General features: G+C 61.6%; 16 protein-coding genes. 9 read left to right on the forward strand and 7 right to left on the reverse strand.

Features of this window, described 5'->3' with window-relative positions; all coding sequences use genetic code 11:
• The first annotated feature begins 41 nt into the window (after window positions 1-41).
• The 6 genes from ureC to ureG all read left to right on the forward strand — a co-directional run bounded on the left by ureC (window position 42) and on the right by ureG (window position 4,846).
• Window positions 42-1,754 carry an urease subunit alpha gene (gene ureC, locus BLQ71_RS05885; RefSeq protein WP_074621061.1) on the forward strand — a complete coding sequence of 571 codons (1,713 nt, stop codon included), beginning with the start codon at window positions 42-44 and terminating at the stop codon, window positions 1,752-1,754.
• 122 nt (window positions 1,755-1,876) lie between these two features.
• Window positions 1,877-2,464: a hypothetical protein gene (locus tag BLQ71_RS05890; protein ID WP_069209308.1), complete on the forward strand. Its 588-nt coding sequence runs from the start codon at window positions 1,877-1,879 to the stop codon at window positions 2,462-2,464.
• Between the two features lie 154 nt (window positions 2,465-2,618).
• Window positions 2,619-3,140 (forward strand): hypothetical protein, encoded by a 522-nt coding sequence (locus BLQ71_RS05895; protein WP_133066122.1) that lies wholly within the window; start codon window positions 2,619-2,621, stop codon window positions 3,138-3,140.
• Window positions 3,137-3,607 (forward strand): urease accessory protein UreE, encoded by a 471-nt coding sequence (locus BLQ71_RS05900; RefSeq protein ID WP_074621063.1) that lies wholly within the window; start codon window positions 3,137-3,139, stop codon window positions 3,605-3,607. The genes BLQ71_RS05895 and BLQ71_RS05900 overlap by 4 nt, the downstream gene beginning before the upstream one ends.
• A complete protein-coding gene (locus BLQ71_RS05905; RefSeq protein WP_074621064.1) occupies window positions 3,597-4,238 on the forward strand; it encodes an urease accessory protein UreF in 642 nt (213 codons plus the stop codon). Before BLQ71_RS05900 ends, BLQ71_RS05905 begins: the two co-directional genes overlap by 11 nt.
• On the forward strand, window positions 4,235-4,846 hold the full coding sequence (gene ureG / locus BLQ71_RS05910; RefSeq protein ID WP_069209304.1) for an urease accessory protein UreG: 612 nt from the start codon (window positions 4,235-4,237) through the stop codon (window positions 4,844-4,846). The genes BLQ71_RS05905 and ureG overlap by 4 nt, the downstream gene beginning before the upstream one ends.
• 311 nt (window positions 4,847-5,157) lie before the next feature.
• On the opposite strand, the gene BLQ71_RS05915 is transcribed toward ureG, so the two are convergent.
• Window positions 5,158-5,592: an RbsD/FucU family protein gene (locus tag BLQ71_RS05915; RefSeq protein ID WP_074621065.1), complete on the reverse strand. Its 435-nt coding sequence runs from the start codon at window positions 5,590-5,592 to the stop codon at window positions 5,158-5,160.
• A gap of 187 nt (window positions 5,593-5,779) precedes the next feature.
• On the opposite strand from BLQ71_RS05915, the gene BLQ71_RS05920 reads away from it, so the two are divergent.
• Complete coding sequence (locus BLQ71_RS05920; RefSeq protein ID WP_043135967.1) at window positions 5,780-6,166, forward strand: acyl-CoA thioesterase; 387 nt, start codon at window positions 5,780-5,782, stop codon at window positions 6,164-6,166.
• A 19-nt stretch (window positions 6,167-6,185) separates the two neighbouring features.
• Here the strand turns inward: BLQ71_RS05920 and BLQ71_RS05925 are convergent, their stop codons facing one another.
• The 3 genes from BLQ71_RS05925 to BLQ71_RS05935 form a co-directional block, all read right to left on the reverse strand.
• The gene (locus BLQ71_RS05925) at window positions 6,186-6,392 is read right to left on the reverse strand and encodes a cold-shock protein (RefSeq protein ID WP_043135970.1); all 207 of its coding nucleotides are present in this window, start codon (window positions 6,390-6,392) and stop codon (window positions 6,186-6,188) included.
• 246 nt (window positions 6,393-6,638) lie between these two features.
• Entirely contained in the window at window positions 6,639-7,109 is a 471-nt protein-coding gene (locus BLQ71_RS05930) for a hypothetical protein (protein WP_074621066.1), read from the reverse strand.
• A gap of 75 nt (window positions 7,110-7,184) precedes the next feature.
• Complete coding sequence (locus BLQ71_RS05935; RefSeq protein WP_083342166.1) at window positions 7,185-7,595, reverse strand: DUF1036 domain-containing protein; 411 nt, start codon at window positions 7,593-7,595, stop codon at window positions 7,185-7,187.
• Window positions 7,596-7,749: 154 nt separating this feature from the next.
• Between BLQ71_RS05935 and BLQ71_RS05940 the strand changes: the two genes are divergently transcribed.
• Window positions 7,750-8,223, forward strand: coding sequence for a DUF2938 family protein (locus BLQ71_RS05940; RefSeq protein ID WP_074621068.1), 474 nt, complete (start codon window positions 7,750-7,752; stop codon window positions 8,221-8,223).
• A 130-nt stretch (window positions 8,224-8,353) separates the two neighbouring features.
• Window positions 8,354-8,776: a DUF4168 domain-containing protein gene (locus tag BLQ71_RS05945; protein WP_074621069.1), complete on the forward strand. Its 423-nt coding sequence runs from the start codon at window positions 8,354-8,356 to the stop codon at window positions 8,774-8,776.
• A 173-nt stretch (window positions 8,777-8,949) separates the two neighbouring features.
• Here BLQ71_RS05945 and BLQ71_RS05950 read toward each other — a convergent pair whose 3' ends face one another.
• From BLQ71_RS05950 to ettA, 3 genes are read right to left on the reverse strand one after another with little or no spacing between them, the layout of a single operon-like run.
• On the reverse strand, window positions 8,950-9,909 hold the full coding sequence (locus tag BLQ71_RS05950; RefSeq protein ID WP_157923287.1) for a nucleotidyltransferase domain-containing protein: 960 nt from the start codon (window positions 9,907-9,909) through the stop codon (window positions 8,950-8,952).
• Window positions 9,896-10,498, reverse strand: coding sequence for a 3'-5' exoribonuclease domain-containing protein (locus BLQ71_RS05955; protein ID WP_074621071.1), 603 nt, complete (start codon window positions 10,496-10,498; stop codon window positions 9,896-9,898). The genes BLQ71_RS05950 and BLQ71_RS05955 overlap by 14 nt, the downstream gene beginning before the upstream one ends.
• Window positions 10,499-10,518: 20 nt before the next feature.
• Window positions 10,519-12,174 (reverse strand): energy-dependent translational throttle protein EttA, encoded by a 1,656-nt coding sequence (gene ettA / locus BLQ71_RS05960; RefSeq protein ID WP_043135983.1) that lies wholly within the window; start codon window positions 12,172-12,174, stop codon window positions 10,519-10,521.
• Window positions 12,175-12,278: the final 104 nt, after the last annotated feature.

A 12,278-nucleotide genomic window follows, 5' to 3' on the forward strand; every position in this document is an offset into this window, starting at 1 on the left:
GGACCCGAAGAGGGTCCGCCGATGACAAGAACGAGGACAGGATGCCAGCCACTATCAAACGCTCTGACTACGCCGCCATGTTCGGCCCCACCACCGGCGACCGGCTGCGGCTGGCCGATACCGACCTGATCATCGAGGTCGAAAAGGACCTGACCGGCCCTTACGGCGAAGAGGTGAAATTCGGCGGCGGCAAGGTGATCCGCGACGGCATGGGCCAGGCCCAGACCACACGGGCTGAGGGCGCCGTGGACACGGTCATCACCAACGCGCTGATCGTCGATCACTCGGGCATCTACAAGGCTGACGTGGGGCTGAAGAACGGGCGCATCCACAAGATCGGCAAGGCCGGTAACCCGGACACCCAGCCCGGCGTCGACATCATCGTTGGCCCGGGGACAGAGGCCATCGCGGGCGAAGGGCGCATCCTGACCGCGGGCGGCTTTGACAGCCACATCCATTTCATCTGCCCGCAACAGATCGAGGATGCCCTGCATTCCGGCCTGACCACCATGCTGGGCGGGGGCACCGGCCCGGCGCATGGGACGCTGGCCACCACCTGCACGCCGGGTCCCTGGCACATCGGGCGGATGTTGCAGGCGGCGGATGCCTTTCCGATGAACCTGGCCTTTGCGGGCAAGGGCAACGCCTCGCTGCCCGCGGCACTGGAGGAACAGGTCTTGGGCGGCGCCTGCGCGCTGAAATTGCACGAGGACTGGGGCACGACGCCCGGCGCCATCGACTGCTGCCTGAGCGTGGCGGACGCGATGGACGTGCAGGTGATGATCCACACTGATACGCTGAACGAAAGCGGCTTTGTCGAGAATACGGTGAAGGCCATGAAGGGCCGCACCATCCACGCCTTCCACACCGAAGGCGCGGGGGGCGGACACGCGCCGGACATCATCAAGATCTGCGGCGAGGAACACGTCCTGCCCTCCTCGACCAACCCGACGCGGCCATTCACCATGAACACTCTGGAAGAGCATCTCGACATGCTCATGGTCTGCCACCACCTGGACAAGGCGATCCCCGAGGACGTGGCTTTCGCGGAATCGAGGATCCGGCGCGAAACCATCGCCGCCGAGGACATCCTGCACGACATGGGCGCGTTTTCGATCATCGCGTCGGACAGTCAGGCGATGGGCCGCGTGGGCGAGGTGCTGATCCGCACCTGGCAGACCGCAGACAAGATGAAGAAACAGCGCGGGCGGCTGAGCGAGGAGACCGGCGACAACGACAATTTTCGCGTCCGGCGCTACATCGCGAAATACACGATCAATCCGGCCATTGCGCATGGCATCGGCCATGAGATCGGCAGCATCGAGGAAGGCAAGCGCGCCGACCTCGTCCTGTGGAACCCGGCGTTCTTTGGCGTGAAGCCCGAGATGGTGCTGATCGGTGGCTCCATCGCCTGTGCGCAGATGGGCGATCCGAATGCCTCGATCCCAACACCGCAGCCGGTCTATAGTCGGCCCATGTTCGGCGCCTATGGCCGCAGCGTGGAAAATTCTGCCGTCACCTTCGTCTCCGAGGCCGCGCATGCCGAGGGGATCGGCGCCGGGCTGGGGCTGGCCAAGCAGACCGTGGCGGTCAGGAACACGCGTGGCATCGGCAAGAAGGACCTGCTGCTGAACGATGCGACACCTACGGTCGAGGTCGACCCGGAAACCTACGAGGTGCGCGCCAACGGCGAGTTGCTGACCTGCGAACCGGCCAGCGAACTACCGATGGCACAGCGGTATTTCCTGTTCTGAATCGTCCCGGGGCGGCGGGGGACGGCCCCTGCGGGCCGCCGCTTGATATCCGCCAGTTGCTCCCGCAACATGATCCTGGTCCGGGCGTCACCGGACGCGGATCAATCGATTGGAGTTTGAACATGCGCAGCTTGGTCCTGGCCGCCGGCCTTGCTTTCCTTGCCCCCGTGGCCTGGGGGTGTCCCGTGGGATCGGACATCGACAAGGGCATTCGCTTTACCGTCGATGACGTCGATACGGAGGAATACCGCCGCATCGGGCCGGGCATGATCGAGGCGGTCTATTCCGCCTCGGACGGGCTGGTCACGCGCAACCTGCTGGCGCAGGGGGTCTACCTGGTCGAACTGGTCGATCTGGTCGAGGGCGTGCCGGACCAGGATACGCGTGTCACCTATGCTTTTCCGGGCCGCGCAGAAGAACTGGCGGTGCCCGAACCGGGCGGGCAGGTGACCTATGACGTGGCGATCAACAACCTTGGCGATCTCGACAAGGAACGCCAGATCTACGACTTCGGCCCGCTGTCCAAGATCAACTTCGGCGCCTGCGAATACGATCTGATCCCGATCGAGATCCGGTATGAGCCCGACGACAGTGGCACGGTCGACCTGCTCTATTACCTCCCCGCCTTCGGCTTTTCCTACTACGCGGGCAGTGACTATACGGACGGTTCGGACCGCTACAACTATTCCGACATCGAGGTGATCGAATGAGGGGCAGGCCGACGCGATGCCTTGCCTCCTACCCAGGACCGCACAGCCTCATGCGGCCCAAAGGAACAAGGTAACTGACTTGAAAACTGAACTGCTTGTTTGCGCCACATCTGTGCTGTGCGGGTTGGGCGCCCCACTTTGGGCGTCCTGTCCGGTGGCCGATGATCTCTACACTGGCATTCGCTTCACGATCGACGGCGGACACGTCGAGACTTTTACCCAGATGCGGCCCGGATTCGTCGAGTCTGTCTGGGAAGAGGGCGATTATGTCGGTTGGATGGATTTCGCCAAAGGGGTCTACATCATGGAGCAGCAGGACCTCGATTCCGACCATAAGCCCATTGGCGACATGGTCCATTACACCTTTGAAACCGTGTCGGGCGTCCTGCCTGCCCCAGAGCCAGGTGGCGGGTTCAGCGCGAAGGTCGTTGTGATCCGGGGTGGCGAGCAATGGACAGAGACGCATGACTACCGCTTTGGCCAGGAGGCGATCAACACCATCGGCGGCTGCGATTACCGCATGATCCCGGTCGAGGTCCGCTATGGGGGCGATATCGTGTCAAGCGTCGACTACCTGCGTTACCTGCCCGAGCTTGGGATCACCTACATCGCCGGGTTCGAAAGCGATGGTGAGCGGACGGATTATTACTATAGCAGCATCGAGGTGGTGCAATGACCGAGCTTCCCGTGGCCCAGACCCTGCGACCCGCGGGCAGTTGGTCGGGCGAACATGAGACCTGCCGGCTGACGTATGATGAACGCTTCCTGCGCCGCAAGGTGTTGACGACCGTCAACGGAGAGCGCTTCGTCGTCGACCTGGAAAAGACGACCTCCCTGGAAGAGGGCGACGCGCTGGAATGCGATGACGGGCGCCTGATCGAAGTGGTCGCGGCGGCAGAAGATCTGCTGGCCGTGTCCGGGGATCTGCCTCGTCTGGCTTGGCACATTGGCAACCGTCACACGCCCTGCCAGATGGCAGGGACCGTGCTGCTGATCCAGCGCGACCCGGTCATCCGGCACATGCTGGAACACCTGGGGGCAGGGATTACCGAGATTCAGGAGCCGTTTACGCCCGAGGGCGGCGCCTATGGCCACGGCCGCACCCACAGCCACGAGCACGGCCATACCGCCCATGCCCATTGACCCGCGCCTGCTGACGCTGACGCAATGGCTGTCCCCTGCCTACCCGGTGGGCGCCTTCGCCTGGTCACACGGCTTGGAAAGCGCCGTGGGGCAGGGTTGGGTGACAGATGCGGAGAGCCTTCAGGCATGGTTGACGGATGTCCTGCGCGACGGGTCCGGCAAGGCGGATGCGCTCTGGATCCGGCTGGCCTGGCAGGGGGATCGGTCCGCGGCCGAGCTCGACGCGCTGGCGCGCGCCTGGCAGCCCTCACGCGAACGCCTGCGCGAGGCGGAACGCCAGGGCGCGGCCTTTGCGCAGGTCACGGCCGAGGTTTGGGACCTGGATTTGCCGCCGATGCTCTTGCCTGTGGCGCTGGGCGACGCGGCGCGGCAGATGGACATGGCGATAGAGCCGGTGATCGCGCTTTATCTTCAGTCCTTTGCAGGCAACCTGGTCTCTGCCGCCCAGCGGCTGATGCCCCTGGGGCAGATGGCGGCGCAGGCTGTGCTGGCGCGACTGGCGCCGCTGTGCGCCGAGGTGGCGGCGGGCACGGAGGGGCTGACATTGGACGATATGGCCTCCTGCGCCTTTCTGTCCGATATCGCTTCCATGAAACACGAAACACTTGAACCGAGGCTATTCCAGTCATGACACGGATGAACGGCCCCTTGCGCATTGGCATCGGCGGGCCTGTCGGCGCCGGCAAGACCACCCTGACCGCGCGGCTTGCCGAGCGGCTGAAGGATGATTTCTCGATCGGGGTGATCACCAACGACATCTACACGCAAGAGGACGCCGAGGCGCTGATGCGGATGCAGATCCTGCCCGCGGACCGGGTGATCGGCGTGGAAACCGGGGGGTGTCCGCACACGGCAATCCGCGAGGATGCCTCGATCAACCTGGCCGCCGTGGCCGAGATGCGGCAGCGGCATCCGGAGGTCGAGATCGTCCTGATCGAATCCGGGGGCGACAACCTGTCGGCCACCTTCAGCCCGGAGCTGGCGGACCTCACGGTCTATGTCATTGATGTTGCTGCCGGAGAAGAGATCCCCCGCAAGGGTGGACCGGCGATCACGCGGTCGGATCTGCTGGTCATCAACAAGACCGACCTGGCGCCATATGTCGGCGCCTCTCTGGAGGTGATGGAGCGCGATGCGACGCGGGTCCGCGCGGGGCGACCGTTCCTGTTCTCAGCTCTCAAGGGCGGGGAAGGGGTCGAGGGGATCGTGGCGAAACTGCGGGACATCGCAGGGCTCTGATCGCTTTGTCCGGTTGGCTTTGGCGGCGCGCTCGCCAAGGTCCGGGTGCAGGGGTTCACTCCCGCAGGTCTTGCATCTGCCCCGGATGGTCCCGGGAAAAACGTCTTTGATCAAAGAGTTGGCCGGGCGGTTCAGAAAGCGGCCCAGTCGGTGAACTGGTAGGTTTTGGGCGTGGTGCGGCCCGGGACGGGCATGGTGGGCTGTGCGGGGCGGGGCTGGTTGTGCTTGGTCATGGCGGGTCTCCTTTTCCTGTCTCTGAAGATGGGGGAAGGCGCCCTTTTCCGACAGTCACGAAAACCATACCGGCCAGTTCAGTTTGGCGGGATGACCCCTTTCTTGAGGATGATGTTCCCGTAAAGCCTTGATTCCCCGGTTTGAATCACTGCGAATGCGGTCTTTGCCCGCTCGTAGAAGGCAAAGCGTTCCAGCGTCGCGATGGGCGCGGGGTTGTCCGCGAAATTATCGATAAGGGTTTGAAATTCATTGAAGATTTCTGGGGTGGCCTCGGCGTCGCCGACCACCTGCATGGTATGGGCCGGGTCCTTGACGAAACTGTCCAGCGGCAAGAGTGTCAGAACCGCTTGCAGCACCTGGGTGGCGGACAGGCCATCGAGGCGGTGTACCTTGCATCCCATTGAATAGGCTGGGAAATTGCAATCCGCGATCACGAGGTCATCGCCGTGTCCCATCGCCCGCAGGCTGTACAGGATTTCGGGCGAGAGGATGGCGGGGATGTTGCGCAGCATGGGGGACCCTCCGGAATACCCGACCATGAAAACGCCCTCGGGAGCCTGGCGCAAGGGGGCAGTTGACCGGCGACCCCTTGTACAAAACGTACAAAACGTACGCGGATTCTGACGTTTTGTACAAAACCGGCTATGGTCGGGACAAAGGCGGTGCGTGGTGCCGCGCGGGACAGGAAGGAGGCACGGAATGGAACAGGTGACACCAAAGGGCGATCCCACCCTGCGGACGCTGGCCATGCCGGCGGATGCCAATGTCAGCGGCGATATCTTTGGTGGATGGGTGCTCAGCCAGATGGACCTTGCCAGCGGCATCATCGCCGGAGAGCGGGCGCAGGGGCGCGTGGCCACAGTGGCGGTTGACGCGATGAAATTCATCCGTCCGGTGCGGATCGGCGACGTGCTGGAAATCTATGGCTGGGTCGCGCGGGTGGGCCGGACCTCTATGGGGATCGGGCTGGAGGCCTGGGTGATCCGCAACCGGATCGGCAAGCGCGAGAAAGTGACCGAGGCGGTCTTTACCTATGTTGCCCTCGACGAGGAGGGCAACAAGAGGATGGTTCCGCCCGAGGCCTGACGACCCCGGGCGGCGCCGATCAGAGCAGTTCGATGTCCGACGCGCTTTCGCGGCCGTCACGGCCGGTGCGCAGTTCGAAGCTGACTTTCTGGTTGTCCTGCAGGCCGGTCAGGCCCGAACGCTCGACAGCAGAGATGTGGACGAAGATGTCCTTGCCGCCGCCCTCGGGCGCGATGAAGCCGTAGCCTTTGGTGGTGTTGAACCATTTCACGGTGCCAGTGGCCATTCCGTGGTCTCCTGTAGATTTGCCGCACGCGGAAGTGCTGCGGCCCGGCAATGTCAGAGCAGTATCGGTTGCGCTGACGCCGTATGACGGAGACAGGTAGGCGATAGTGGTAACGTAGCGGTATTGGATATCGCAGGTTTGCTGAGTCGGAGCAAGAAGGATCGGATTGTCGCAGATGCAATTGCCAGGTCTGCTGCGCCCTGCAAAGGGGCGCTTTCCGGGGCCTTTTGGCCCCGGTCTGCACGGTCAGTTCCGGGTCATTTCGCCGGCGACCCGGTTGGTATAGGGATCACCGCCTGCGTCGAATGTCCCGCCGCCCGTCATCGTGGCCCACTTGCCGGTGCCGCCCAGGACCATCCACTCGCCCTGCGTGCGGCCTTCGGCATCGATGCCATTGGCAACCCATTTGACAACGGCCACGTCGCCGTCGCCGTCCGTGTAGTGGCAAAGACCGTCGCCCGACACCTTGCCCTTGTCGATGAGGATCGCGCCGAAACAGGGGCCCTTTGCGCTGGCAAAGGGGTTCATCGGGTCCTCGGTCTCGAAACGCTCGTACATCGAGGTCGCGTGTACGATGACCAGACCATCGGTCACCGGCATCGGTGTGGCGGTAGATGTGCCGTGGCCCACGCCGGCGGCATTCACGGTTTCGGAAAGGGTGGGGGTGGCAAAAATGAAAAAGGCCGCCGCGAGGGCGGGCAAACGGATGAAAGACATGAGTTTCTCCTCCAGAATCGGTCCCGGTTGGTCCGGGACCTGTTCCGAGGATACCACGGTTTGAAGTGGGCCGGCCTAGTTGCAGGTAAAGCGTTCCGTCCAGCGGCCCCAGTTGTTCATGTCCATCGTGCGCTGGCGAAAGCCATAGGTGTGCGACGAACCGCGGATATGGAAGTGCCGCACGGCGCCGCGCCAGTAGATGCGGCTGTTCACCGGGGCGATGCTTTCGCCGTACATGTAGTAGATGCGGTTGGTGGTAAAGGCGACCGTCGCGGATTCCCCCGGAGCGAGGTTCCACCAGCCGTTTGTCACCCAGTTGCCCGACAGGTCGCGATAGTTGATCGCGGTTTGGATCTGCCGGTTGCAGGCATTCACAAAGATGACGGTGAATTGGTTGTTGTTCTGGGCGTATTGGGTCTGTGCGCGGGTTTCCCCGGCGCTGACGGCGGTCATCAAGCAGAGCGCCAGCATCAATAGACGGTGCATGTATCAATTCCTTGAGCAATTAATCTAAGTCCGACGCAAGGTTAGGCCGGGTCCGGCGCAGTGGTCAAGATTGTTGGGCGCGGGGCGGTGCGGGCCGGGATGATTGCCACTTTGGCATGCCGGGGTCATGGTGGCGCAAACAGGGAGGGGAGCAATGGGCGTGATCTGGGCAGGCGTGGTGATCGGCATCGGCGGCACGGTGGCGATGGACCTCTGGGCGCTGTTGTTGGACCGGCTGGCGGGGCAGGGGCGGCCGAACTGGGGCAACGTGGGCCGCTGGGTCGGCTGGCTGTTCCGGGGGCGGGTCTTTCACGACGACATCGACGCAGCGGCTCCGGTGGCGGGAGAGCGCGCGCTGGGCTGGGCGTTTCACTATCTTGTCGGGGTTGTCTACGGCGTGGTCTTTGCCCTGATCGTCGGGGGCGCGTGGTTCGACGCGCCGGTGTTCTGGATGGCCTGGATCTGGGGGATCGTGACGATCGCGGGCGGATGGTTCCTGCTGCATCCCGGCATGGGGCTGGGCTGGGCCCTGTCGCGGACGGAGCGGCCCTGGAAGGGGCGCGTCATGGGGCTGTTGGCGCATTCGGTGTTTGCACTGGGTCTGTGGGCGACGGCGCTGGCGCTGTAGCACCGGCGGCGGACCGCCGCCGTCAGCACAGGAATTTTGGCTGAACGGTTGAAACATCGGCGCCAAGGGATTTGGTCGGGGGGAGAGTGCGGTGAGAGCCGTGAAATCCACCTCTGACGGGAGACCGATCATGAGCGTAAGAAAGAAAATTCTTGGAACTGCAACCCTCGTGGCACTGGCCGCGGCACCGCTGACGCCGGCCCTGGCGCAATCCGGACCGCAGGCCGACCTGGTTCCGGTACAGGCCGAGGCGCGATACAGCGACAGCGACCTCGAAAGCTTTGTCGATGCGGCGATGAAGGTCATGGCCCTGCGCCAGACCTACCAGGCGCGGCTGCAGGGGGCTGTCAACGAAAAGCAGCAGCAGGCACTGGTCCGCCAGGCGCAGGAAGAGATGAAGGCGGCCATCGTGCAGACCGATGGCATCGACGTGCCGACCTATACCGCCATCGGTGAGGCCGCCCAGGCCGACGACGCATTGAGCCAGCGGATCACCGCGATGTTCCAGGAGCGGATGCCGGGCGACGGCGCGCAGCCGTCGGACGACGGGTGATGGTTGGGCCCGTCGTTCGGGCCGTGTGAGTAGTGGACCCGCGCGGGTACGCCGATGGGCCCCGCGCGGATTTTTCGTGGGCGGATCGAGAATCCTCCGCACAACACCCGTAGCTATGGTGCGGATGGACTTGGCAAGATGCAAGAAACCTCAGAAGACTGCTTCTGATCCCTTTAGACTACGAGTCTTTTCAGCAATGTCGTGTCCCTACCCAACTCCATCAACATTTCAAAGAAGGCCTCAGAAAACTCTCTTGACTCCATTCTGCGCGCGTTATTGAAATCGTCGCGCGAAAACAGCGATTTAAAATCGCTTTTGGCTGTCCATTCGAGAGATCGCTCATATAGCTGCAAGACGTGTTCAGCTTTTGAACTCGCGCTCTCACGCAATCTCTCTATTCGATCAGTCGGGGTGAGCAGGCAGACTTCCAAAATGCAGTGTTGATCAATTTTTTTCTTCTGGCGCTCTGAATCTATTAACATGGCGAGCGCGGAATAACAGGTAAGAATTCGAGTGTGGCGAAGCTTGAAGTTCTTTGCTCTCCTTTTGGCTAGTTTTTCTGACGTGTTGTCGCTAGTGCGGGCTTCGTAGTTCACGCAGAACGTTCTCCACAGCCGCAAAACGTCATTGGTGAAATACGCTGGAATAAAGCTTGCTTCGTGCCCGCCATAGTCTTTCCAGTATGCGTCAACTATGCTGCTTCGCAGGTCGGAAAAAGATTCTTCGCCTATCAGGGGGCTCCCTTCCAGAAGAAGCAGCAGACGAGCTGTAAATGTGTTTTCATAGTCATCATTTCGCGATCCAATGGATTCTATAAGTTTGTCAAATGAGAATAGTCTCAGGTAGTCGCCGTCTCCATCAAATTCTGGTAGTCTCAGTTTTTCCGTGCCATTTATCAGGTCGGCCTTGATCTTGATCTCAGACAAACGTGACACAGCCCGGCTTTGCTCGCCACCAGTACATGCTATGAATGCATCTATATCGCTGCCTTCGCTCGCTTCACGGCGTCCAAAGGATCCGGTTAAGTATATACAGCCCTTGTTTTCCAGTTCTCTGGTGGATAGTTTTAGCTTTTCCTTCAGGCGGGAGATTGTTGAATCGGAATAATTTTTTCTGCGTTCAATTTCTTTCACGTCGTCGCCTCCACTCAAATAGGTTTGCGAATATTTCTGCCTGTTCCACGGCATCGTCTACCGCATGGTGAGTATGTCTACGCAAGGATTTGACGTCAATTGGCAATCTCGATCGACCCGAAAGAGAGATGGGGAGTTCCGCTTTTGTGGCGAATGCAGTTTTTAGGTCGTAGCATTGAGAGTAGCCGAACGGAGACCCTGATTCTGAAAAGACTGTAAAATACCAATAGAGCCAAGTCCAATCGAAGGCGAGTGGGTATGCAACTAGGACTGGATTTCTGCCGTTGGCAACACTTTGCACCCACCGTGCCGCCTCTGTCATCGCTTCGTGTGGATCGGCCCCTTTGGACTTTAGTTTATCGCGATCTAATTTATTTACGTCTAGCGCCTCGCCCACAAAATTGTCCGATATCGGGCGCACTTCACGATAAAAAGAAATGTCTAGGTGACTGGGGTGAATGAATTCATGCCCATCAAATTCGCCAGCATAAACCATTCCGAAAGAAAGCATCGAGTATGGGCCGGGCACGGGGCCGTCCGTCTCAACATCTGCCGAAAAATAGGCGTCTATGGAACGCTTAGTTGTCATGACGCACTACCTTTCGACCTTCACCGCGTGAACTTCTTGTGCTTCAGCCGCTTCGGCTCCAGCGCATCCGCGCCCAACCGCCGCTTCTTGTCTTCTTCGTAGTCCTCGAAGTTGCCCTCGAACCATTCCACATGCGCCTCGCCCTCGAAGGCCAGGATATGCGTGCAGATCCGGTCGAGGAAGAAACGGTCGTGCGAGATCACGACGGCGCAGCCTGCGAAATCGACCAGCGCGTCTTCGAGCGCCCGCAGGGTTTCAACGTCGAGGTCGTTGGTCGGTTCGTCAAGCAGGATGACGTTGCCGCCCTCTTTCAGCAGGCGCGCCATGTGCACCCGGTTGCGCTCACCACCCGAGAGCAGGCCGACCTTCTTCTGCTGGTCGCCGCCCTTGAAGTTGAAGGCCGAGCAGTAGGCGCGGCTGTTCATCTCGGCGTCACCCAGCTTGATCTGTTCCGCGCCGCCGGAAATCGCCTCCCAGACGGTTGCATCCGCGGCGAGGTCGTCGCGCGACTGGTCGACATAGGCCAGCTGCACCGTGTCGCCGAATTCTATGGTGCCGCTGTCGGGCGTTTCCTGCCCGGTGATCATCTTGAACAGCGTCGATTTACCGGCGCCGTTCGGGCCGATCACGCCGACGATGCCACCCGGCGGCAGTGAGAAGGACAGGTCCTCGATCAGCTGCTTGTCGCCCATGTGCTTGTTCAGGTGCTCGACCTCGATCACCTTCTGGCCCAGGCGCTGGCCATTGGGAATGATGATCTGGGCGCGGCTGAGTTTCTCGCGCTCGGACTGGTTGGCCATCTCGTTGTAGGCGCTGATCCGGGCCTTGGATTTCGCTTGCCGGGCCTTGGCGCCCTGGCGCATCCATTCCAGTTCGCGTTCCAGCGTCTTCTGCTTGGCCTTGTCCTCGCGCGCTTCCTGTTCCAGCCGCTTGGCCTTCTGTTCCAGCCAGCTGGAATAATTGCCCTCGTAGGGGATGCCCCGACCGCGGTCGAGCTCGAGGATCCAGCCGGTGATGTCGTCCAGGAAATAACGGTCGTGCGTGACGCAGAGGATGGTGCCCTTGTAGTCGATCAGGTGCTGCTGCAGCCAGGCGATGGTCTCGGCGTCCAGGTGGTTGGTCGGTTCGTCGAGCAGCAGCATGTCGGGTGCTTCGAGCAAGAGCTTGCACAGCGCGACCCGGCGGCGTTCCCCGCCCGAAAGGTTGGCCGGCATGGCGTCATCGGGGGGGCAGCGCAGCGCCTCCATCGCGACGTCGACCTGGCTGTCCAGATCCCAGAGGTTCTGGCTGTCGATCTCGTCCTGCAGCTGCGCCATCTCGTCGGCGGTCTCGTCGGAATAGTTCATGGCGAGTTCGTTGAACCGGTCCAGCTTGGCCTTCTTCTCGGCCACGCCCAGCATGACGTTGTCGCGCACGCTCATCTCTTCTTCCAGCTTCGGCTCCTGCGGGAGGTAGCCGACCTTGGCGCCTTCTGCGGCCCAGGCCTCGCCGGTGAAGTCCTTGTCGATTCCGGCCATGATCCGCATGAGGGTCGACTTACCGGCGCCGTTGACGCCGACGACACCGATCTTGACTCCGGGCAGAAAGCTCAGGCGGATGTTTTCAAAGCATTTCTTGCCGCCCGGATAGGTCTTGGAGACGCCATCCATGTGGTAGACATACTGATACGAGGCCATGATCCGCTCCTGCAGCTTGCGCGTTGTTCGTGACGGAGTAGCGCGTTGGCGTCGGCGGTGCAATCTGCGGCGCGAGACCCGGAAAATTCCGGGCAAATTTGCCT

The sequence above is a fragment of the Antarctobacter albus genome, from assembly GCF_900101505.1.
Taxonomy (GTDB): Bacteria; Pseudomonadota; Alphaproteobacteria; order Rhodobacterales; family Rhodobacteraceae; genus Antarctobacter; species Antarctobacter albus.

Bases quoted from the DNA above. Each gene is read 5' to 3' on its own strand.
- BLQ71_RS05955 (WP_074621071.1), bottom strand. From the start codon at position 10,498: ATGACAACTAAGCGTTCCATAGACGCCTATTTTTCGGCAGATGTTGAG.
- BLQ71_RS05940 (WP_074621068.1), top strand. From the start codon at position 7,750: ATGGGCGTGATCTGGGCAGGCGTGGTGATCGGCATCGGCGGCACGGTG.
- BLQ71_RS05930 (WP_074621066.1), bottom strand. From the start codon at position 7,109: ATGTCTTTCATCCGTTTGCCCGCCCTCGCGGCGGCCTTTTTCATTTTT.
- BLQ71_RS05935 (WP_083342166.1), bottom strand. From the start codon at position 7,595: ATGCACCGTCTATTGATGCTGGCGCTCTGCTTGATGACCGCCGTCAGC.
- BLQ71_RS05920 (WP_043135967.1), top strand. From the start codon at position 5,780: ATGGAACAGGTGACACCAAAGGGCGATCCCACCCTGCGGACGCTGGCC.
- ureG (WP_069209304.1), top strand. From the start codon at position 4,235: ATGACACGGATGAACGGCCCCTTGCGCATTGGCATCGGCGGGCCTGTC.
- ureC (WP_074621061.1), top strand. From the start codon at position 42: ATGCCAGCCACTATCAAACGCTCTGACTACGCCGCCATGTTCGGCCCC.
- ettA (WP_043135983.1), bottom strand. From the start codon at position 12,174: ATGGCCTCGTATCAGTATGTCTACCACATGGATGGCGTCTCCAAGACC.
- BLQ71_RS05915 (WP_074621065.1), bottom strand. From the start codon at position 5,592: ATGCTGCGCAACATCCCCGCCATCCTCTCGCCCGAAATCCTGTACAGC.
- BLQ71_RS05890 (WP_069209308.1), top strand. From the start codon at position 1,877: ATGCGCAGCTTGGTCCTGGCCGCCGGCCTTGCTTTCCTTGCCCCCGTG.
- BLQ71_RS05900 (WP_074621063.1), top strand. From the start codon at position 3,137: ATGACCGAGCTTCCCGTGGCCCAGACCCTGCGACCCGCGGGCAGTTGG.
- BLQ71_RS05945 (WP_074621069.1), top strand. From the start codon at position 8,354: ATGAGCGTAAGAAAGAAAATTCTTGGAACTGCAACCCTCGTGGCACTG.
- BLQ71_RS05905 (WP_074621064.1), top strand. From the start codon at position 3,597: ATGCCCATTGACCCGCGCCTGCTGACGCTGACGCAATGGCTGTCCCCT.
- BLQ71_RS05925 (WP_043135970.1), bottom strand. From the start codon at position 6,392: ATGGCCACTGGCACCGTGAAATGGTTCAACACCACCAAAGGCTACGGC.